Origin of the sequence: Aristaeella hokkaidonensis (genome assembly GCF_018128945.1) — a bacterium.
Classification (GTDB): Bacteria; Bacillota; Clostridia; order Christensenellales; family Aristaeellaceae; genus Aristaeella; species Aristaeella hokkaidonensis.
In genome coordinates, this window is record NZ_CP068393.1 from 164,488 (window position 1) to 182,780 (window position 18,293).

15 protein-coding genes and 1 tRNA gene are annotated in these 18,293 nt (G+C 52.4%); 9 read left to right on the top strand and 7 right to left on the bottom strand.

Going from position 1 to position 18,293, the window contains the following annotated elements; genetic code table 11:
- Positions 1 to 2 precede the first annotated feature (2 nt).
- From JYE49_RS00740 to JYE49_RS00750, 3 genes are all read left to right on the top strand, one after another.
- Positions 3 to 863 carry a class II fructose-bisphosphate aldolase gene (locus JYE49_RS00740; protein ID WP_093956653.1) on the top strand — a complete coding sequence of 287 codons (861 nt, stop codon included), beginning with the start codon at positions 3 to 5 and terminating at the stop codon, positions 861 to 863.
- A gap of 233 nt (positions 864 to 1,096) precedes the next feature.
- On the top strand, positions 1,097 to 1,312 hold the full coding sequence (locus JYE49_RS00745) for a DUF1653 domain-containing protein (protein WP_093956913.1): 216 nt from the start codon (positions 1,097 to 1,099) through the stop codon (positions 1,310 to 1,312).
- A gap of 48 nt (positions 1,313 to 1,360) precedes the next feature.
- A tRNA-Arg gene (locus JYE49_RS00750) sits at positions 1,361 to 1,437 on the top strand.
- 547 nt (positions 1,438 to 1,984) lie between these two features.
- Here the strand turns inward: JYE49_RS00750 and carB are convergent.
- The 3 genes from carB to JYE49_RS00765 are packed head-to-tail and all read right to left on the bottom strand — an operon-like array spanning position 1,985 to position 7,152.
- The gene (gene carB, locus JYE49_RS00755; RefSeq protein ID WP_093956652.1) at positions 1,985 to 5,164 is read right to left on the bottom strand and encodes a carbamoyl-phosphate synthase large subunit; all 3,180 of its coding nucleotides are present in this window, start codon (positions 5,162 to 5,164) and stop codon (positions 1,985 to 1,987) included.
- Positions 5,157 to 6,257 (bottom strand): glutamine-hydrolyzing carbamoyl-phosphate synthase small subunit, encoded by a 1,101-nt coding sequence (carA, locus tag JYE49_RS00760; RefSeq protein ID WP_346763105.1) that lies wholly within the window; start codon positions 6,255 to 6,257, stop codon positions 5,157 to 5,159. The genes carB and carA overlap by 8 nt, the downstream gene beginning before the upstream one ends.
- A gap of 25 nt (positions 6,258 to 6,282) precedes the next feature.
- Positions 6,283 to 7,152 carry a gamma-glutamyl-gamma-aminobutyrate hydrolase family protein gene (locus tag JYE49_RS00765; RefSeq protein ID WP_369413334.1) on the bottom strand — a complete coding sequence of 290 codons (870 nt, stop codon included), beginning with the start codon at positions 7,150 to 7,152 and terminating at the stop codon, positions 6,283 to 6,285.
- A gap of 158 nt (positions 7,153 to 7,310) precedes the next feature.
- Here JYE49_RS00765 and JYE49_RS00770 point away from each other — a divergent pair, with 158 nt between their 5' ends.
- The 6 genes from JYE49_RS00770 to JYE49_RS00795 all read left to right on the top strand — a co-directional run bounded on the left by JYE49_RS00770 (position 7,311) and on the right by JYE49_RS00795 (position 14,785).
- Positions 7,311 to 9,266, top strand: coding sequence for an NAD(+) synthase (locus tag JYE49_RS00770; protein ID WP_093956650.1), 1,956 nt, complete (start codon positions 7,311 to 7,313; stop codon positions 9,264 to 9,266).
- 161 nt (positions 9,267 to 9,427) lie between these two features.
- Positions 9,428 to 11,098, top strand: coding sequence for an acetolactate synthase large subunit (locus JYE49_RS00775; protein ID WP_093956649.1), 1,671 nt, complete (start codon positions 9,428 to 9,430; stop codon positions 11,096 to 11,098).
- A gap of 92 nt (positions 11,099 to 11,190) precedes the next feature.
- Positions 11,191 to 11,934, top strand: a complete 744-nt coding sequence (locus JYE49_RS00780; RefSeq protein ID WP_093956648.1) for a transporter substrate-binding domain-containing protein — start codon at positions 11,191 to 11,193, stop codon at positions 11,932 to 11,934.
- Positions 11,935 to 12,040: 106 nt separating this feature from the next.
- Positions 12,041 to 12,718 carry an amino acid ABC transporter permease gene (locus JYE49_RS00785; RefSeq protein ID WP_093956647.1) on the top strand — a complete coding sequence of 226 codons (678 nt, stop codon included), beginning with the start codon at positions 12,041 to 12,043 and terminating at the stop codon, positions 12,716 to 12,718.
- Positions 12,705 to 13,445, top strand: coding sequence for an amino acid ABC transporter ATP-binding protein (locus JYE49_RS00790; protein ID WP_093956646.1), 741 nt, complete (start codon positions 12,705 to 12,707; stop codon positions 13,443 to 13,445). The genes JYE49_RS00785 and JYE49_RS00790 overlap by 14 nt, the downstream gene beginning before the upstream one ends.
- 191 nt (positions 13,446 to 13,636) lie before the next feature.
- Entirely contained in the window at positions 13,637 to 14,785 is a 1,149-nt protein-coding gene (locus JYE49_RS00795) for a DUF4317 domain-containing protein (protein ID WP_093956645.1), read from the top strand.
- A gap of 48 nt (positions 14,786 to 14,833) precedes the next feature.
- Here the strand turns inward: JYE49_RS00795 and JYE49_RS00800 are convergent, their stop codons facing one another.
- The 4 genes from JYE49_RS00800 to JYE49_RS00815 are packed head-to-tail and all read right to left on the bottom strand — an operon-like array spanning position 14,834 to position 18,291.
- On the bottom strand, positions 14,834 to 15,583 hold the full coding sequence (locus tag JYE49_RS00800; protein ID WP_143754470.1) for a lysophospholipid acyltransferase family protein: 750 nt from the start codon (positions 15,581 to 15,583) through the stop codon (positions 14,834 to 14,836).
- A 2-nt stretch (positions 15,584 to 15,585) separates the two neighbouring features.
- The gene (locus tag JYE49_RS00805; protein ID WP_093956911.1) at positions 15,586 to 16,071 is read right to left on the bottom strand and encodes a GtrA family protein; all 486 of its coding nucleotides are present in this window, start codon (positions 16,069 to 16,071) and stop codon (positions 15,586 to 15,588) included.
- 5 nt (positions 16,072 to 16,076) lie between these two features.
- Positions 16,077 to 17,249: a glycosyltransferase gene (locus tag JYE49_RS00810; RefSeq protein ID WP_093956643.1), complete on the bottom strand. Its 1,173-nt coding sequence runs from the start codon at positions 17,247 to 17,249 to the stop codon at positions 16,077 to 16,079.
- Entirely contained in the window at positions 17,242 to 18,291 is a 1,050-nt protein-coding gene (locus JYE49_RS00815) for a lysylphosphatidylglycerol synthase transmembrane domain-containing protein (RefSeq protein ID WP_179217264.1), read from the bottom strand. Before JYE49_RS00815 ends, JYE49_RS00810 begins: the two co-directional genes overlap by 8 nt.
- Positions 18,292 to 18,293: the final 2 nt, after the last annotated feature.

Sequence of the window (18,293 nt, forward strand, 5' to 3'; positions counted from 1 at the left end):
GGATGCTTGTCAATATGAACGACGTGCTGCTGCCGGCAAAAGAAGGGAAATACGCTGTCGGTTTCTTTAACGCGGTGAATGTGGAGATGGCCCGGGCAATCATTGAAACGGCGGAGGAACTGCGGGCACCGGTTATGGTTGGTACGGCGGAAGTCCTGCTGCCGGCAATGCCCCTGGAACGTGTGGCGGAATACCTGATACCCATGGCAAAGAAAGCGTCTGTACCGGTATGCGTTCATTATGACCATGGCCTGACGTTCGAAAAATGCATGGAGGCGCTGGATCTGGGCTTTACTTCCGTAATGTATGACTGCTCAACAGAGACGTATGAAGCCAACGTTGAAAAGGTCGCGGAAATGGTCGGGATCTGCCATGCCAAAGGCGTTACCGTGGAAGGTGAACTCGGTCATGTGGGGGATAACGAAGGAGCCGGAAAGCTGGAGAACCCTGAGGATTATTTCACCAATCCGGACACAGCGGCGGATTTTGTTAATCGAACTGGAATTGATTCCCTGGCAGTGGCGGTCGGCAATGCCCACGGGGATTACAAGTTCCCGCCGAAACTGGATTTTGACCGTATTGAAACGATTGCCGGCAGGACCGGACTGCCCCTGGTGCTGCATGGCGGAAGCGGACTGTCGGATTCCGATTTCCGGACAGCAGTGCAGAGGGGCATATGCAAGGTCAATATCTTCACGGATATCGACAAAGCCGGAAAGGCCGGTATTGAGGAAGGCCTGGCTGCAGGCGCTTCCTCCATGATGGGACTGATTCCTTACGAGATTGAAGCCATGAAGAAGGTCGTACGGAACAAGATGGAACTGTTCGGCTCTGTGGGCCGCATTCCAATGCAGACAGAATGAACAAAAACATCCGGGAGATAACCAATATGACAGATCTTTTCAGCTATGAGGATAAGCTGGTGCGGGTAACGGATCAGGAGGGACGGAAGATTACCGGTATTGCGGTGAGCTTTCCGTCCGGATACGGCTTGCACGAATACAACCGGGAGGAAGAAGGCCTCCAGGTGGGAGAGTATGTGCTTTTCCAATCCCAGATTAAGCAGATAGAATGCCTTCCCACCTATGAAGAAGCGGTGGAAAGCATCCGGCCGGGACGATACCGCCACTTCAAAGGGAAGGAATATGAGGTCATCGGGATTGCCAGGCACTCGGAAACCGAAGAGGCCATGGTGGTCTATCGTCCTCTTTATACGGATCGTGGACTCTGGGTTCGCCCTGCATCCATGTGGAATGAGGAAATTGAGCGGGAAGGGAAGACTTTCAGAAGATTTGAAAGGATCGAAGACTGATTATCAATTGACAAAAAGGCCTTTGGCGCTTATACTTTTCAAGGTCTTGCCCACGTAGCTCAGTCGGATAGAGCGGCCGCCTCCTAAGCGGCAGGCCAGAGGTTCGAATCCTCCCGTGGGTGCCACCAAAAGCCGGTTCCCATAAAGGGGACCGGCTTCTGATTGATCTGCGAGGCAGATCAGAACCTCTGGGCCAGAGGCCCGAGTTCCGCAACCTCAATAGTCGTTCAAAGCTCTTGGAGCGAGCTTTGCTCTCCTTTTCGGTTGACTCGTTCACCTCGTTTCTGTCTTCGACAGACAGCCCACAGGCCTGACACTCGGATCGCTCCCCTCCCGTGGGTGCTATCAAAAGCCGGTTCCCATAAAGGGGACCGGCTTCTGATTGATCTGCGAGGCAGATCAGAACCTCTGGGCCAGAGGCCCGAGTTCCGCAACCTCAATAGTCGTTCAAAGCTCTTGGAGCGAGCTTTGCCCTCCTTTTCGGTTGACTCGTTCACCTCGTTTCTGTCTTCGACAGACAGCCCACAGGGCTGGCACTCGGATCGCTCCCCTCCCGTGGGTGCTATCAAAAGCCGGTTCCCATAAAGGGGACCGGCTTTTGATTGATCTGCGAGGCAGATCAGAACCTCCGGGCCGGAAATTCATTTTTTGTGTTATCGAAAGAAAGCTTTATCATGCATCGATCGTCGAGATCGTCAGTGTGGTTTCTTCGAGCACATCGAGCAATACCCTGACTGTATCCAGAGAGGTGAAAGTTGTTACTCCGTTCTCGATCGCGGTTCTGCGAATTGCAGCACCATCCTCGTAATGAACGCCAGACAGGATTGCACGGGTATTGATGAGGTAGCTGACATAGCCTGCGCGAAGGGCATCGAGAAGCTGATTGCTGCCTTCGCTGAGTTTTCTGAGGGTTCTGGTTTTGATGCCATGATCACGCATGGTTTTTGCGGTCAGATCAGTTCCTTCGATGTTGAAACCCAGGTTGTAGAAGCGGCGGATCAGCGGAACGGCTTCTTCTTTATCCTCGTCGGCGAGGGTAACGATAACGGTGCCGTAATTCTGGACTTTGATGCCTGCGGCAACGAGCGCTTTATACATAGCCCTCGACAGGCTCCTGTCATAGCCTATGGCTTCACCGGTGGACTTCATTTCGGGACTGAGATATGCGTCGAGGCCTTTGATCTTCTGGAATGAGAAAACCGGCACCTTGACGTAGTATCTCTTCTTCTCCTCAGGATAGAGCTGGAAAATGCCCTGCTCCTTCAGGTTCTTGCCCAGGATAACCTCTGTCGCAATATCCGCGAGGCTGTAACCGGTGGCCTTGCTGAGGAAAGGTACGGTCCTGCTTGATCGCGGATTGACCTCGATGATATAGACCATATCATCAGGTGCAACGATGAACTGGATGTTGTACAGGCCGACAATGCCGATGGCTTTGCCGAGCTTCCGGGCATATTGCAGAATGATTCCTTTGACCTTGTTGCTGATGCTGAAAGATGGATAGACGCTGATACTGTCGCCTGAGTGGACACCTGTACGTTCAACAAGTTCCATGATACCGGGAACAAAAACGTCAGTCCCGTCACAAATGGCGTCGACTTCGACCTCTTTACCGACGATGTATTTATCGACCAAAACAGGTTTATCGGCATCGATCTCGACAGCGGTCCTGAGGTAATGCCGCAGGTCTGCTTCTTTGCTGACAATCTGCATTGCCCTGCCTCCGAGGACAAAGGATGGACGAACGAGCACGGGATAGCCGATTTCTTCGGCAGCCCTGACGCCCTCCTCAATGGAAGTGACAGCCCGGCCTGCAGGCTGCGGAATGCTGAGCTCCCGGATAATCGCATTGAAGCTGTCACGGTTTTCGGCCCGTTCAATGGCGGCACAGTCGGTGCCGATGATTTTCACGCCGCGCTCCATGAGGGGCTGGGCCAGGTTGATCGCAGTCTGTCCACCGAGAGATGCAACAACCCCTTCAGGCTGCTCAAAGTCCACGATAGCCATGACATCCTCAGGAGTCAGCGGTTCGAAATAGAGCTTGTCAGATGTTGTGTAGTCAGTGGAAACTGTTTCGGGATTGTTATTGATGATGATTGCTTCATAGCCTGCGCGGCGGATGGTCTGCACCGCATGGACGGTACTGTAGTCGAATTCCACACCCTGACCTATTCTGATGGGCCCTGCGCCCAGCACGATGATCTTTTTCTTATCCGTGCGGATGGATTCATTCTCTTCTTCGTAGGTGGTGTAGAAATACGGCACATAGCTTTCGAACTCAGAGGCACAGGTATCGATCATTTTGAACACAGGGATGATGCCTGCGTCTTTTCTCAGCTTATATATTTCAATTTCGCTTACGCCCCACAGTCTGGCAATCTCTCTGTCGGCAAATCCAATACGTTTGGCCCGATACAGAGTATCCATATCGCCGATATGCTCCCAAAGCTCCCGTTCCATTTCGATAATATTACGGAGCTTACGGAGGAACAGGGGATCAATGGCAGTATTCTGATTTATTCCTTCGACAGAGCCGCCTTTTCTCAACAGTTCAGCAAGGGCGAATATCCTGTCGTCTGTGTCTTTGGTGATGTAATCATTGAGCTCTTCTGTACCCATGCTGTCAAAACGCCGGTTGTGCAGGTGAAATACGCCGATTTCCAGGGAACGGATTGCCTTCAGGAGGCTTTCTTCTATCGTCCTGCCGACACTCATGACCTCACCGGTTGCTTTCATCTGGGTGCCTAAAGTATTCTTGGCCTCCACGAATTTGTCGAACGGGAAACGCGGCATTTTGGTGACTACATAGTCGAGTGCTGGCTCGAATGAAGCAAGGGTATTGGCAAGCGGTATTTCGTCCAGCCGCAACCCAACACCGATCTTCGCGCTGACGCGGGCAATCGGATAGCCGGAGGCTTTGCTGGCCAATGCCGACGACCTGGAAACCCGTGGGTTCACTTCGATGATGTAATACTGTGATGACCGCGGATCGAGCGCAAACTGTACATTGCATCCGCCTTCGACCTTCAGCGCGCGGATCAGCTTTAAAGCACTGTCCCGGAGCATTTGGTACTCTTTATTCGTCAGCGTCTGGGACGGACAGAAAACGATGCTGTCGCCGGTGTGAATGCCGACAGGATCGAAGTTTTCCATGTTACAGACGGTAATCGCAGTATCGTTATGATCGCGGATGACCTCGTATTCGATTTCTTTGTAACCCTTGACAGATTTTTCGATCAGCACCTGATGGACGGGGCTGAGGGCGAAACCATTCCTGCCGATTTCGATAAGCTCTTCTTCGTTATTCGCAAAACCGCCGCCCGTGCCGCCGAGTGTGAAGGCAGGACGCAGTACAACCGGATAACCAATTTGTTCAGCCGCAGCTTTTGCTTCTTCCAGGTCATAGGTGATCTTTGAAGGAATAACCGGTTCGCCGATGCTTTCGCACAGTTCCTTGAACAGTTCCCTGTCCTCGGCACGTTCAATGCTTTCCGATGAGGTGCCAAGCAGTTCCACACGGCATTCTTTCAGTACACCCTTGCGTTCCAACGCCATCGCAAGGTTCAGTCCGGTCTGGCCGCCGATTCCGGGCAGGATAGCGTCCGGACGTTCCTTGCGGATGATCTTGGCGATATATTCCAGCGTCAGCGGTTCCATATACACCTTGTCGGCGATGGACGGATCGGTCATGATGGTAGCAGGATTGCTGTTGCACAGGATGACCTCATAGCCTTCTTCCTTGAGCGCCAGACAAGCCTGAGTGCCCGCATAATCAAACTCCGCTGCCTGGCCGATGACGATGGGACCGGAGCCGATTACCATGATACGGCGGATGTCCGTTCTCTTAGGCATGGTGTTTCGCCTCCTCCATCAGCGTGATAAATCGTTCAAACAGGTATCCGCTGTCCTGTGGTCCGGGAGCGCTTTCCGGGTGATATTGTACGCCGAACGCACGATCTTTCAGGCACTCCACCCCCTCGACAGTGTTGTCCAGCAGGTTGATATGCGTTGCAGTGAGCGGTGTGTTTTGCAGGCTGTTCAGATTCACTGCGTAGGAGTGATTTTGCGCAGTGATTTCTATTTTGTCCGTAGAAAGGTTTTTTATGGGATGGTTGCCGCCGCGGTGACCGAATTTCAGTTTGTAGGTCTTTGCGCCATACGACAGGGAGAGTATCTGATGCCCCAGGCAGATGCCGAAGATCGGCAGCCTGCCGTGCAGTTCTTTGACAGTATTGATTACCTCGGGTACGTCTTCCGGATCTCCCGGACCGTTGCTGAGGAATACCCCGTCAGGGTTCAGCGCAAGGATATCACGGGCAGGTGTGTTCCACGGCAGGACGGTCACATCACAGCCGCGCCTGACCAGCGAGCGGATGATATTTTCCTTCATCCCGCAGTCGATTGCCGCAACGTGAAAATTCCCTGCTTCGCTTTTGTAACATTCCGCTTTTTTGCGGCTGACACGGCTGACAGCATCGGTCGGCATTTGATATGCTTTCAGCCGCATCGCTGCCTCGGCGGTGTCTGAAGAGATGTCAGTGATCATTGCACGGCATGAACCGTAGTCGCGTATATGCCGCACCAGCTTGCGGGTGTCGATTCCGCTTAAGCCGACGATGCCATACTGCTTCATGACTTCTTCAAGCTGCATGACGCTGCGCCAGTTGGAGGGTTCCGGACAGTACTCCCGCACAATCATTGCGCTCATGGTTGGCGTTCTGCTCTCAAAATCATCCGCCGCAATACCGTAGTTGCCGATCAGCGGGTACGCCATCACCACACCCTGATCAGTGTAGGACGGATCGGACAGGATTTCCTGATAGCCGACCGGTGAGGTGTTGAACACAATCTCAAAGGCCTGCTCCTTCTCACAGCCAAAGCCCGTGCCGCAATAAACAGAGCCGTCTTCCAGTATCAGTTTTTTGTCGTATTTACAGATCATCATGCTAACACCTGCTTCCTGAAGCAAATCAAAGAGCTGCCTTGACAAACGCACCGAAAATCAGACAGCTGTTTTCGTCTGTCCGGAATGAGAATTCAGGATGCCACTGCACAGCCCACAGGAACTTCATTCCTGGATGATACAGTGCTTCCACAATTCCATCAGGTGATTCTGCCATCTTTTCGAGTGCCGGAGCAAGTGAACAGACTGCCTGGTGATGATAGCTGTTTACAGCAATCCGGGGCTGGCGGATCAGGTTGTATAGCGGCGTTCCTTTACTCAAAGTAACGGTATGCGCTGCGTGATCATAGGGCGGGGTCTGGTGATGTTCCACTTTGGAGGGATGCTGGGCAGGCAGATCCTGATATAAAGCACCTCCCAAAGCAGCATTGATAAACTGTATTCCGCGGCAAATACCAAGCACCGGTTTATCCAGCCGGAGAGCTTCCTGCAGCAGCAGGGATTCCATACGATCACGTTTCGGACAGCAGATCACAGAATCATTAAGGGGCTTTTCACCATATACTGAAGGTGAAACATCATGCCCGCCGGTAAACAGGAAGCCATCACACATCAAAACCAACTGCGTTATTTCATCCTGGTCATCGGTCAGCGGAAGCATTAAAGGAAGGCCTCCGGCCTGATTGATTCCATCAAAATACCCGGGTAACATCCATAGACTCTCTTTATCATCATCCCAAAGTGGAACGACACCAATCAGTGGTCTTCTGTTCATGTTTATCCTCCATCGTCTATCCCCATCATTACGACGATCCTGAGCCGCAAAGGTGCCTTTATTCAATCCGGTTTTGATAAAATAAAAGCCGATACCCCTTGTGAGGAGCATCGGCGCCTTTGCCATCATTCCAGTTCTTTCGAACTGATGGAAAAGTAACATGGATTCCCGGAAATTGCAAGAGAGATTTGAATGCAGAGCGTTATGTATACTGTATTTCTCGTGTATTGACCCGGTATTGTTTCCGGATATAATATCCGTATACAGACAAAGGAGCCTGATGGCTGCTTTGTCTGTTTTTTGTCGGGGAGGATAGGACTATGAAAAACAGGCTGATTCTGGCGGGGACGGCAGTACCGTCTTTGAAGGTAGCAGATATTGATTACAACACAGAGCAGATTATTAACCTGATCAAGAATAACAGCGAATGCGGTGCTATTGTTTTTCCGGAATTATGTATTACAGGTTATACTTGTGCAGATCTGTTTGGAAGTGATCTCCTGCTGGATAAAGCGGAGGACGCGCTCTTTGCTATTGCACGGGAGACTGCTGCATGCCGCGGAGTCACATCGGTTGTCGGCGTTCCGGTTCGTTTCGAAAACAATCTTTACAACTGTGCCGCGATCCTCTGTGAAGGCAGAGTATGCGCACTGATCCCGAAGCAGTTTATTCCCACTTACTCTGAGTTTTATGAGGGAAGATGGTTTGCTTCCGGAAAAGGTATGACCGGACGTACGATCAGGCTTCATGGAGAGAGTATTCCATTTGGTGTGGATATTCTTATGGAAGATCCGGAATGCGGAGCAGTACTGGGAGTTGAAATCTGTGAAGATCTGTGGGTGCCAGATAAACCCAGTACCCATCTGAGCCTTTCCGGTGCGAATATCATTGCCAATCTGTCCGCGTCAAATGAGCTGATCGGGAAACAGGAGTATCGAAAGGCGCTTGTCACGCAGCAGAGCGGTTCCTGCTACTGTGCTTATCTTTACTCTTCCGCCGGACCGGATGAAAGCAGCACGGATCTGGTCTTTTCGGGCCATACGATTATCGCGCAAAGCGGTACAGTTTTAGCCGAGAGCTTTTTTCCGGACCAGCCTTTTGTCAGCACTGCCGCTGTCGACCTGTCACGAATTATGCATGACCGCAGGCATCAGAATACCTTTGAGAGCGCAGAGGGAGAAGGATACCGAAAAGTCAGGGTGCATATTCAGCCTGTCCGCAAACCGGACGTGTCCATTGATGAACTGGCAGATCTGTTAAACGATATATCTTATCCGATTGGCCGTAATCCCTTTGTCCCTTCAGAAAACCTCGAACTCAGGGAAAGATGCAGGAAAATTCTCCGGATTCAGGCCCAGGGACTTGCCACACGTGTCAAGGCAACAAAAATAAGCAATCTCGTCATTGGTATTTCCGGCGGACTGGATTCAACGCTGGCGCTTCTTGTGTGCGCAGAAGCGAAAAAGCTTGTACCTGATATCAGAATCCTGGCATACACGATGCCCAACAGGGGCAACACTTCTGAGCTGACTTACGGCAATGCCCACAAGTTGATGGCCTTGCTTGCGGATGAGATGAACGAAATACCGATCGCTGAGGGAGTCCGGAACCATCTGGATGAAATCGGGCACAGCCCCGGGTATTTGGGAGAAGGAGACTCCGCTTATGAGAACGCGCAGGCAAGAATGCGTACATATATCCTGATGGATACGGCAAACATGAAAAACGGGCTGGTTGTCGGGACGGGCGACCTTTCCGAACTGGCACTGGGATGGTGTACATACAACGGGGATCATATGTCAATGTATGCAGTCAATGCTTCCGTGCCGAAAACACTGGTGAAATTTATCTGTCATGCTTATGCTGAAACCTGCGAAAACGAAGAACTCAGGCGAGTTATTCTTTCTATCTGCAACACGCCCATAACTCCTGAACTGATACCGAATGAGGACGGAACCATTACGCAGAAAACAGAGGAAAAAATCGGGAAATATGACCTGAATGACTTCTTCCTGTTTTATACCCTGAGGTATGGCTTTGAACCATCCAGAACGGCAGCTTATGCCATGAGGGCATACCCGGAGATTGGCAGGCAGGAAATCATATCCGCCACAAAGCGCTTTTTCAGCAGGTTTTTCTCACAGCAGTTCAAAAGAAGCTGTTTACCGGATGGCCCGAAGGTCGGATCGGTTTCTTTGTCGCCAAGGGGTGACTGGCGTATGCCGAGCGACGCGTCCTGCAGAATGTGGCTGGATGATCTTGAGAACTGTTGTTGATTTGTCTTTCTGTTGTTCTGCAATCAGGCGATAAACAATACGGGTGAATTCAAACCCAAATGCTGCATCGCTGCGGAAAATTTCGCTTTGACATTTCCGGGAAAAACAGTATACTGTTCTTCATTCAAAGGTGAATGGCCTGAAAGCCATTCGCCTTTTTTATTTCCGGAGGAAAGGAGGTCTTTCCCACGAATGTTGCCGGAAAACTGGTCGACAGCCTTGTCGCGGAGGGTGTGGAGTATGTGTTCGGTATCCCCGGGGAGGAAAACCTGGAGGTTATAGAAGCGCTTGCGGCGTCACCGATCCGATTTATTACGACACGTCATGAGCAGGGCGCAGCTTTTATGGCTGACGTGTACGGACGGCTGACCGGCAAAGCCGGTGTCTGCCTGGCGACCCTCGGTCCGGGGGCAACAAATCTGATCACGGGTGTGGCAGATGCCAATTCGGACGGAGCTCCTCTGGTTGCAATCACCGGGCAGGTATCATCGGAACGGATGCATATTACCGGTCATCAGTATCTGGATCTGGCAAAGCTGTTCGAGCCTATCACGAAGCGAACCAAACTGGTTATGCGCCCGGAAAGCATCACGGAGATCGTCCGCCTTGCGTTTAAATATGCCCAGCAGGAAGGTAAGATGGGCGCAACGCATATCGATCTTCCGGTGGATGTTGCCCGAATGGATGTTCCGGATGGAATTGATCCGATGATGCCGCAGAAGATCAGGCCGGAATACGCCGATCTGGAGACCATAGCCCAGGCAGCCAAATTGCTGGCCCAGGCAAAGTTTCCGGTTATGCTTGTCGGCGCTGATGCCGCGAGAGCGGATATCACCGCCGGAATCACAGGACTTGCGCACAGTGCGCATTTACCGGTTGTTAATACCATGATGGCAAAAGGCGTTATCCGCAGTGACGACCCCTATGCCATGGGCACAATCGGTATCCCGCAAAAGGACTATCAGGACTTGCTGCTGGCTCGGGCTGATCTGCTGCTGTGCGTAGGGTATGATATCGTGGAACTTGCGCCCTCCCGTCTGGATCCCGAGTTGACTAAGAAAATTATCCATGTCAGTACGACCGCGGCTCATGTAAATCGCTGTTATCCGCCGACAATCGAAGTGGTCGGGGATATGGCGGAAACATTATGCCATCTGGCCCAGCTGACTGTCCGGATCCAGGAACCGGAATATGCTTTTTCGCTCCGGGAAGAAATGCTGAAGGAATATCTGCCCTATGAGACGGATGAAGCCTATCCGCTTAAGCCGCAGCGGATTCTCAGCGATATCCGCCGGGCAATGCGGACGGGAGATATCCTGCTGAGCGATGTCGGTGCCCATAAGATGTGGATTGCCCGCCATTACCTTTGCGATGAGCCCAATTCCTGCCTGATATCCAACGGGTTTGCCACGATGGGGATCGCTGTTCCCGGTGCGCTGGCTGCAAAACTCCTTCATCCGCAGAACCGTATTCTGGCGGTTACCGGTGACGGCGGTTTCATGATGAATTGCCAGGAACTGGAGACAGCAAAACGCGAGCATCTGCCGTTTGTCACCCTGATTTTCAATGACAGTGCTTATGGCCTGATCCAGTGGAAGCAGAACGACCGTTATGGCCATGCGAATATGACATCTTTCACAAATCCCGATTTTGTCATGCTGGCAGAGAGTATGGGATGCAAGGGATATCGTGTTGAACATACAGATGACCTTCGTACGATTCTGGAAGATGCATTCCGGCAGGATGTTCCAGCTGTCATTGACTGTCCTGTTGACTATCGTGAAAACACGAAGCTGACAGAACGTCTGCAGGAACTGATCAGGAATCACTGAAAGTCCCTGGTCAGCTGATATTTTTTTCGTTGTCTGATCATGCTTCACCAGAAGTTCATGATGACAAATATATGGAAAAGGAGATCTGAACCATGAAAAAAATGCTTGCTGTATTGTTAACCATTATGATGCTCTCCGGCGCTGCGGCCGCACTCGCAGAGGATTATTCCTTCGGAACAGACACCGCTTTCAGGCCTTTCGAGTACACTGATGAGACAGGTACCCTGGTCGGTATAGATGTTGAGATCCTGGCTGCTATCGCGGAAGACCAGGGCTTCACATATACCATTGAGCCCCTGGGATGGGATGCCTCCATTGCTGCCTGCCAGGCCGGCCAGAAGGATGCCCTTATTGCCGGTGCATCCATCACTGAGAAGCGGAAGGCGGAAGGCTGGATTTTCTCTGACGGATACTATAACGCAAACCAGAGCATGGCTGTGGCCTCGGGATCGGATATTACAGGATTTGACGGCCTGAAAGGCCAGAGCGTTGCTGTGAAAACCGGTACTGAAAGCAAGAGCTATGCAGACAGCCTGGCTGAAACCTACGGCTTTACCGTAATGACCTTTGAAAGCTCCCCGGATATTTATCAGGCTGTCATCAGCGGTCAGTGCGCTGCCTGCTTTGATGATACGCCCATCATGGCTGATTACATCAAGTCCAACGGCGTACCGCTGCAACTGGTTCCCGGAACGGAAAGCGAAGGCGCGGACTATGGTATGGCCGTCTTTGATCCGGAAAAAGCGGAACTGGTCGACAAGTTCAATGCCGGTCTGGCCAACATCAAGGCAAACGGAAAGTATGATGAGATTCTGGCCAAGTACCTGGGCAACTGATGTTATCCTGCTTCAAAACCGGTAAAGAGGAAGAACCCTCAGGGAGGGTCTTCCTCCTTTTCGGTTCATCCTTATGCAACCTCTTACGAAAGGAGCCTGTTTCTCCTTGATTGATCTTTTCAGCCGATATGGCCGGGTGCTTGTCACTGCCATGGGACAGACACTGCTGCTTGCACTGTACGGCCTTTTCTTTGCCTGCATCATAGGCCTGATTGTTGGTATTATGAGTGTGGTGAAGAATAAGGTCTGCCGCGGGTTTGCCCTGGTGTTTGTTAACCTGATCCGTGGCGTTCCGATGATTGTACTGGCCTACTTTATCTTTTTTGGCGTTCCATTCCTCTTCAACAACGTTCTGCATGTGGAGAACAGGGTGACCCTGACCGCCCTGCAGGCAGGCTCCATCTGCCTGGCGCTGAACTGCGGCGCCTATATGGCAGAGATCATCCGGGCCGGTATTCAGTCTGTGGATGTTGGCCAGATGGAAGCGGCACGTTCTGTGGGCCTGCCTTACTGGCGTGCCATGCAGCGGGTGGTGCTGCCTCAGGCAATCCGAACTATGATTCCCAGTATTATCAATCAGTTTATCATTACGCTGAAGGATACATCCATCCTTTCAGTCATCGGTTTCCCTGAACTGGTGAATACAGCGAAAAATGTGGTGGCTGAAACTTTCCTGTCTTTCCAGACATGGGGGATCGTTGCCATCATGTATCTGATTGTAATCCTGTTGCTGCAATGGCTGGCCAAAGTACTGGAGAGGAGACTGAAGTATGAATCCAGATAAGATAAAGATTCAGGTGAAAAACCTGATAAAGGACTTCGGCAGCCTGCATGTTCTCCAGGGAGTCACTACAGACATTCATGAAGGGGAAGTCGTGGTTGTCATCGGCCCATCCGGCAGCGGGAAATCCACCTTTCTCCGGTGCCTGAACAGACTGGAGGAAACTACATCCGGCCGGATCATAATCGACGGGCAGGAACTGACCGATCCGAAGACAGACATCAATCGTCTGCGTGAGCGGGTCGGTATGGTCTTTCAACATTTCAACCTGTTCAATAACATGCCGGTTCTTCGCAATCTGATACTGGCTCCTGTCGACCTGAAGAAATGCAGTAAAACAGAAGCCAAAGAAAGAGCAATGGCTATGCTGAAAAGAGTCGGTCTGGAAGAGAAAGCCAATGCTTATCCACGAGAACTTTCCGGCGGCCAGAAGCAGCGGGTTGCAATTGCCCGGTCTCTTTGCATGAAGCCGGATATTATGCTCTTTGATGAGCCGACTTCCGCACTGGATCCCGAAATGGTGGGCGAGGTGCTGGACGTCATGAAGGAACTGGCCCGGGACGGGATGACAATGGTAGTGGTGACTCATGAGATGGGATTTGCCCGGGAAGTGGCCCATCGTGTGCTGTTTATGGCAGACGGACAGATCCTGGAGGAAGGAACTCCGGATCAGATCTTCCGTGATCCGCAAAATCCCCGTACCAGGGATTTCCTGAACAAAGTACTCTGAAACATTGGCAGCTGCGTTTAAGCAATACTGATGAACTGATATTTCAGGAAACCGGTTGCCCTTTCCGGGCAACCGGTTTTATAATTGATACGTTTTGCGGATAAGTGCCTGCGGTGACTCCCGGTAAAAACAGGAGGTGTCAGGCGCGCAGACAAACCACTTTACGTTGAGCGAAAGGATCGACCTGAAATATGAACCAAAGAGACCTGGCTGAAATCAAAAGAAGGCTGAATCCCGACAAACGCCACCCTTCCCTGATCTGTGGCTGCTATGTTGACTATATCGGAAACCCGATCACGAGTTTTGCGGTGCCTGTGGCAACCCTGTATGAGAATGAAAATATCAAATTCATGTCCATCTTCAAGAAGGTGCTTTCCGGTCAGCTTGGACAGGCACTGAATCCGATTGCCATGCCGTCTGAAAGCATCAGCCTCCTGATGAAGGTCCGGGACACCGGCATGAAGGATGAGGCCGTGATGCAGGAGCTCTTCACCAAAATGATCGCGGGCATCCGGGCGGAACATCCTGACATGCAGTCTGTGGAAGACGCGCAGAATGCAGAAAACTGGCTGATCCTGATGCTTCACGACGACCTTGACGTCCGGAAACGGGACGTGAACGATGAGATTGATTATGAGAACTCCGACCGTTCTTTCAGCTACTGCCTCTGCGCGGTCTGTCCTGTAAAGCGGGATAAACCGGCGCTGCGGTATGTTCCCTCGGACGGAATGTTCCATGAGCGGGCACCGGAGTGGCTGGCCAGCACGCCGGTGATGGGATTCCTCTTCCCGCTGTACGAAGGGGGATCCGCGGACGTGAATACCATGCTTTTCTTCAGCAAGGACTGCAACGAGGCCCATGAGGCATTCCTGAAAGCTTCCTTCAATGCAGATGCAGTGATGCCTGCCGCAGAGCAGACGGAGAACTTCCAGTCTCTCCTGGCGCAGACGCTGGGGACGGAGTGCTCCCTGGACGTGGTCCAGGAGATGCATGAAGTGGTTTCCACCCTGATTGAAGAGCAGGACAAGGACGCCGAGCCGCTGATGCTCTCCAAGCAGGATGTGGCCAAGGTGCTTACCGACGGAGGCGTCTCCCCGGAACGGGTTGAAGCGTTCCAGGACGGCTTTGACAAGACTTTCGGAACCGGCGCTGCGCTTCCCGCGGTGAACGTTATAACGCCCAAACAGTTTAAGGTGGACCTGCCCAGTGTATCCATCAAGGTGGATCCCAAACAGGCGGATCTGCTTGAGACGCGGGTGATTGACGGCCGCAGCTATCTGCTGATTCCGATTGACGGTGACATTGCGGTCAACGGTCAGCCGGTCTTTCCCCAGAAGTGAATAAAAAACCAGCCGGGTCCGATTGCACGGATCCGGCTGGTTTTTGTTTCAGCAGGTTCGGTCAGTATTCAGGGGATACTGCTTTTTCGGAATGTTGGGATAGGGAACGATCGTATGCTGCGGTAGCGCGGACGCCAGATCAGAAATGGCCGTCAGCATAGCATGGCATATTCTTGCTCTTTCTTCCGCAGCATCAGCCTCCGGATTATACCGGACCGGTTTGCCAAAGTGGATACTGCTGAGCCTGGGCGCGGTATACATCGGCACAAAACAGACGGCTGTTCCGGTCCGGCGGTTATACAGCTTAGCCAGATCCGCGAAGTGTTCCTGGAACTGCCAGAGGATTCCGTTATAGGGGTCACTCTTCTCCGGGAAAATGACAACATCCGCGCCTTCCTTGAGGCGGTCCACCGACTGACGGAAGGTGGTCATAACCCGGGTGTCATGATATACCGGAATCGTATGGGCATGGTTGAAAATATAATCCGCAAGCGGCGCAATCAGGTGGCTGAGCAGGCGGTAGAACCAATGCCACCGGCGGGGCTTCATGGACCAGAAATCCTGGAAAGCGTATGCCGGAACTTCCTTCCGGTTCATCATTTCCCCGATGCACCAAATATAATGCGGCCGGGTCAGATGAAGCTCGGCAGCGATGGGACCGTACATCTGGCAGTGGTTGCCGACGATTATACAGGGCTCAGGCGGAAGGTTTTCCGTGCCGTAAAGCTTGTATTTGGGGGATAACAGCCATATCACCCGGTGAATCAGGCGATACAGCAGGGGGGACTGTGAGGGCATGATCATTCATTTCCTTCCGGCTTTGTTTGAACCTGCGCCTGCGCACGGCTGTTTGTATCGATGGACTTTCCGAAGACAACAAACCGGTCATACAGGTATTCCGTGACGAAGTTGAGCAGCATGTTCATGATCGTGACGAGCATACCGTTCCAGCCGCAGGTGCCTTCGAGGTAGTTGCCCAGGATCGTGGTCACGGGGGTAAAGACCGCGTAATAGGCCGCGACCTTCAGCATGGCGATGGGAACGTTGTTGGCGGAACGGAAAGTGAACTCCCGGTTCAGGGTAAAGTTCCAGACCACGGAGAGAACAAGCGCGATGAGATAGGCTACCCAGTATTCCCAGTGCAGCAGCTCATAAAGAACGGTGAATACGCCGATCTCAATGACACCGGCAGAGATGGAAAACAACACAAATTTGATTGTGCGGATCAGTTCACTCCGGTCCTTTGGCTGCTTTTCCTGTTCCGGGGCCCTGGTTTCTTCTGTCATGATCCTCACCTTGTCCTTTCATACCGGTCGATGACCGTCTGATACCGGTCGAGCACCATCGGGATGAGCTTTTCCCAGGAAAGTGGAATGGTTTCCCGGGCATTCTGACCGATCTTTTTAACGTCCTCTTCGGTAAAGATCCGGACCAGCTCGTCGTGCATGGCCTGCGGATCGGCGGCGGCAGTGAAGCCGCTGAAATTCTTCCGGATCGCCCCGGCAGCATTGGAACCTTCGGTCGCCAGCGTTGGAATAGCCAGGACCGCAGCTTCCCGCAGAACGAGGGGCGCGTTGTCGAACACGGAGGGGAAGAACAGCAGATCCGCGTTCAGGTAGATGCCCCTGAGCAGATCCCGGTCCTTCACCTGGCCGGTGAAACGGATATGATCCGTCAGGTTCAGGGACGTCGCGTAGCGTTCAATATCCTGTTCATCCTTTCCGGTACCGACCATGACCAGGAACCAGTCGTTGCTCTGATCACAGAGGAGCCGGAAAGTATCCAGAATCAGACGCTGGTTTTTATACCAGATCTGCTGGCCGACAAACAGCAGGACGTGTTTGTCCTGCGGAAGCTGAAAGAGGGAAGCGGCTTTTTCTTTCAGCTCCTGCGCGTTTTCCGGAACAGAAACGTCCGTTCCGTTGGGCATAACATGATACGGTTTGCTGTAGCCATAGGAGCGGAGCGTTTCACCGGTCTCTTCCGAACAGGCCCAGACCTCGTCACAGCTTTCAAAAACCTTCACGATCTGGTTCGTGACCATTTTCGCGATGGCCCGGCTCTTTGTGAATTCAAGGATCGCGTCATAATACTTGGAATGGAAGGTTGCCACAACGGGAATCTTCATTTTCTTTCCCAGGGAAACCGCATACTTGCCAAGCAGGGAAGGACTATGGATATGGAAGATATCCGGATTTGCCTTCGCAATTCCCGCCTCCAGCTCCCGGTCCATCTTCGGAACCGCACTGGCATAGCGGGAAAAGGGAACCCGGAAGGTCATGGACGTGAGCAGCGGATAAGGGAAAGTGTGCTTTTCCAGGTAATGGCTTTCCATTGCCGGGCAGACCACGGTGGCATTCTCCATGTGCCGGGCATATTCATGGACGGTTTCCGTCACACCGTCGATCACCGGGAAATAGTTATCAATAAACTCCACCGGGCGCAGCGCCTGAAGATCATTCATCCTGTTTCCCTCCCCGGTTACGCCTTCCGCGGATCGCGTTGATACCGTAAATGCCGGCACCGATGACAATAAAGGAATAATAGCAGAAGATCCGCCAGATCAGCATGGCCCAGAACACACCGTCAGACCGCATGGCGGAAAAGACGAGGTAAAACGCGCCTTCGGCCGCACCGGCGTTGCCAGGAGTCGGAACCAGGCAGATTGTAGCATAAATATAGATGGTGCTGGCGAAGATATGCAGGAAGCTGACCGGGGCGCCGAACATCTTCAGCACAAAGTAGGGCATGCTGCAGAGGGCAATCCGGTAGACCAGGGACAGGAACAGCAGGAGGCACAGCATGGCTTTGTTCTTCGCAATAACCGAGAAGCTGGAGTGATAGCTGTCCAGCATGCCCAGCACCTGTTCCGTGGATTCTTCAGGTTTTTTGACCAGACGCAGCCGGCCGCACAGGCGGATGGCCGCGGTGATGATCTTCTTTACCGTCTTCGGCATGAAGGAAAAGGAAGCAAGCAGGCAGGGAATGAGCGAAAAGAGCAGCAGGCCGAAATAGGCCGTATAGCGGATGGCATCCAGCTCCACCGAACGGTGAGTGATGAAGACACCCAGTGCCAGCAGGATGAAACCAGCCTGCATGGTGATATACGCGCTGATTGTCATCGCGGAGGAAGCGCCGTCCGAGTATCCGTGCCTGTGGAGCCAGAGGATCTGGAAGGGCTGGCCACCGGCACCGGAAGGGGTGATGCAGTCATAGTATTTCCCGAGGGCGGCTGTTTCAAATGCGGTCCTGAAAGAAACAGGTTCCCCGAGGGATTTCATCATCAGGAGGTACTTCAGGGTTTCCGCAAACAGCAGCACAACCAGGCAAAGCCCCGTGCAGCCCAGGAAGAAAAGGGCGCGCTTAGTAAAGCCAAACTGAAATGTGCCGGGAGTGGTTCCGGAAAATTCGTTGACGGCTGTTGCGGCGATGACCGCTATATTGATCAGGACAAACAGGGCTGTCCAGATATGCTTCTTTTTCCTGTCCTGTCGGTTTTCATTCACAA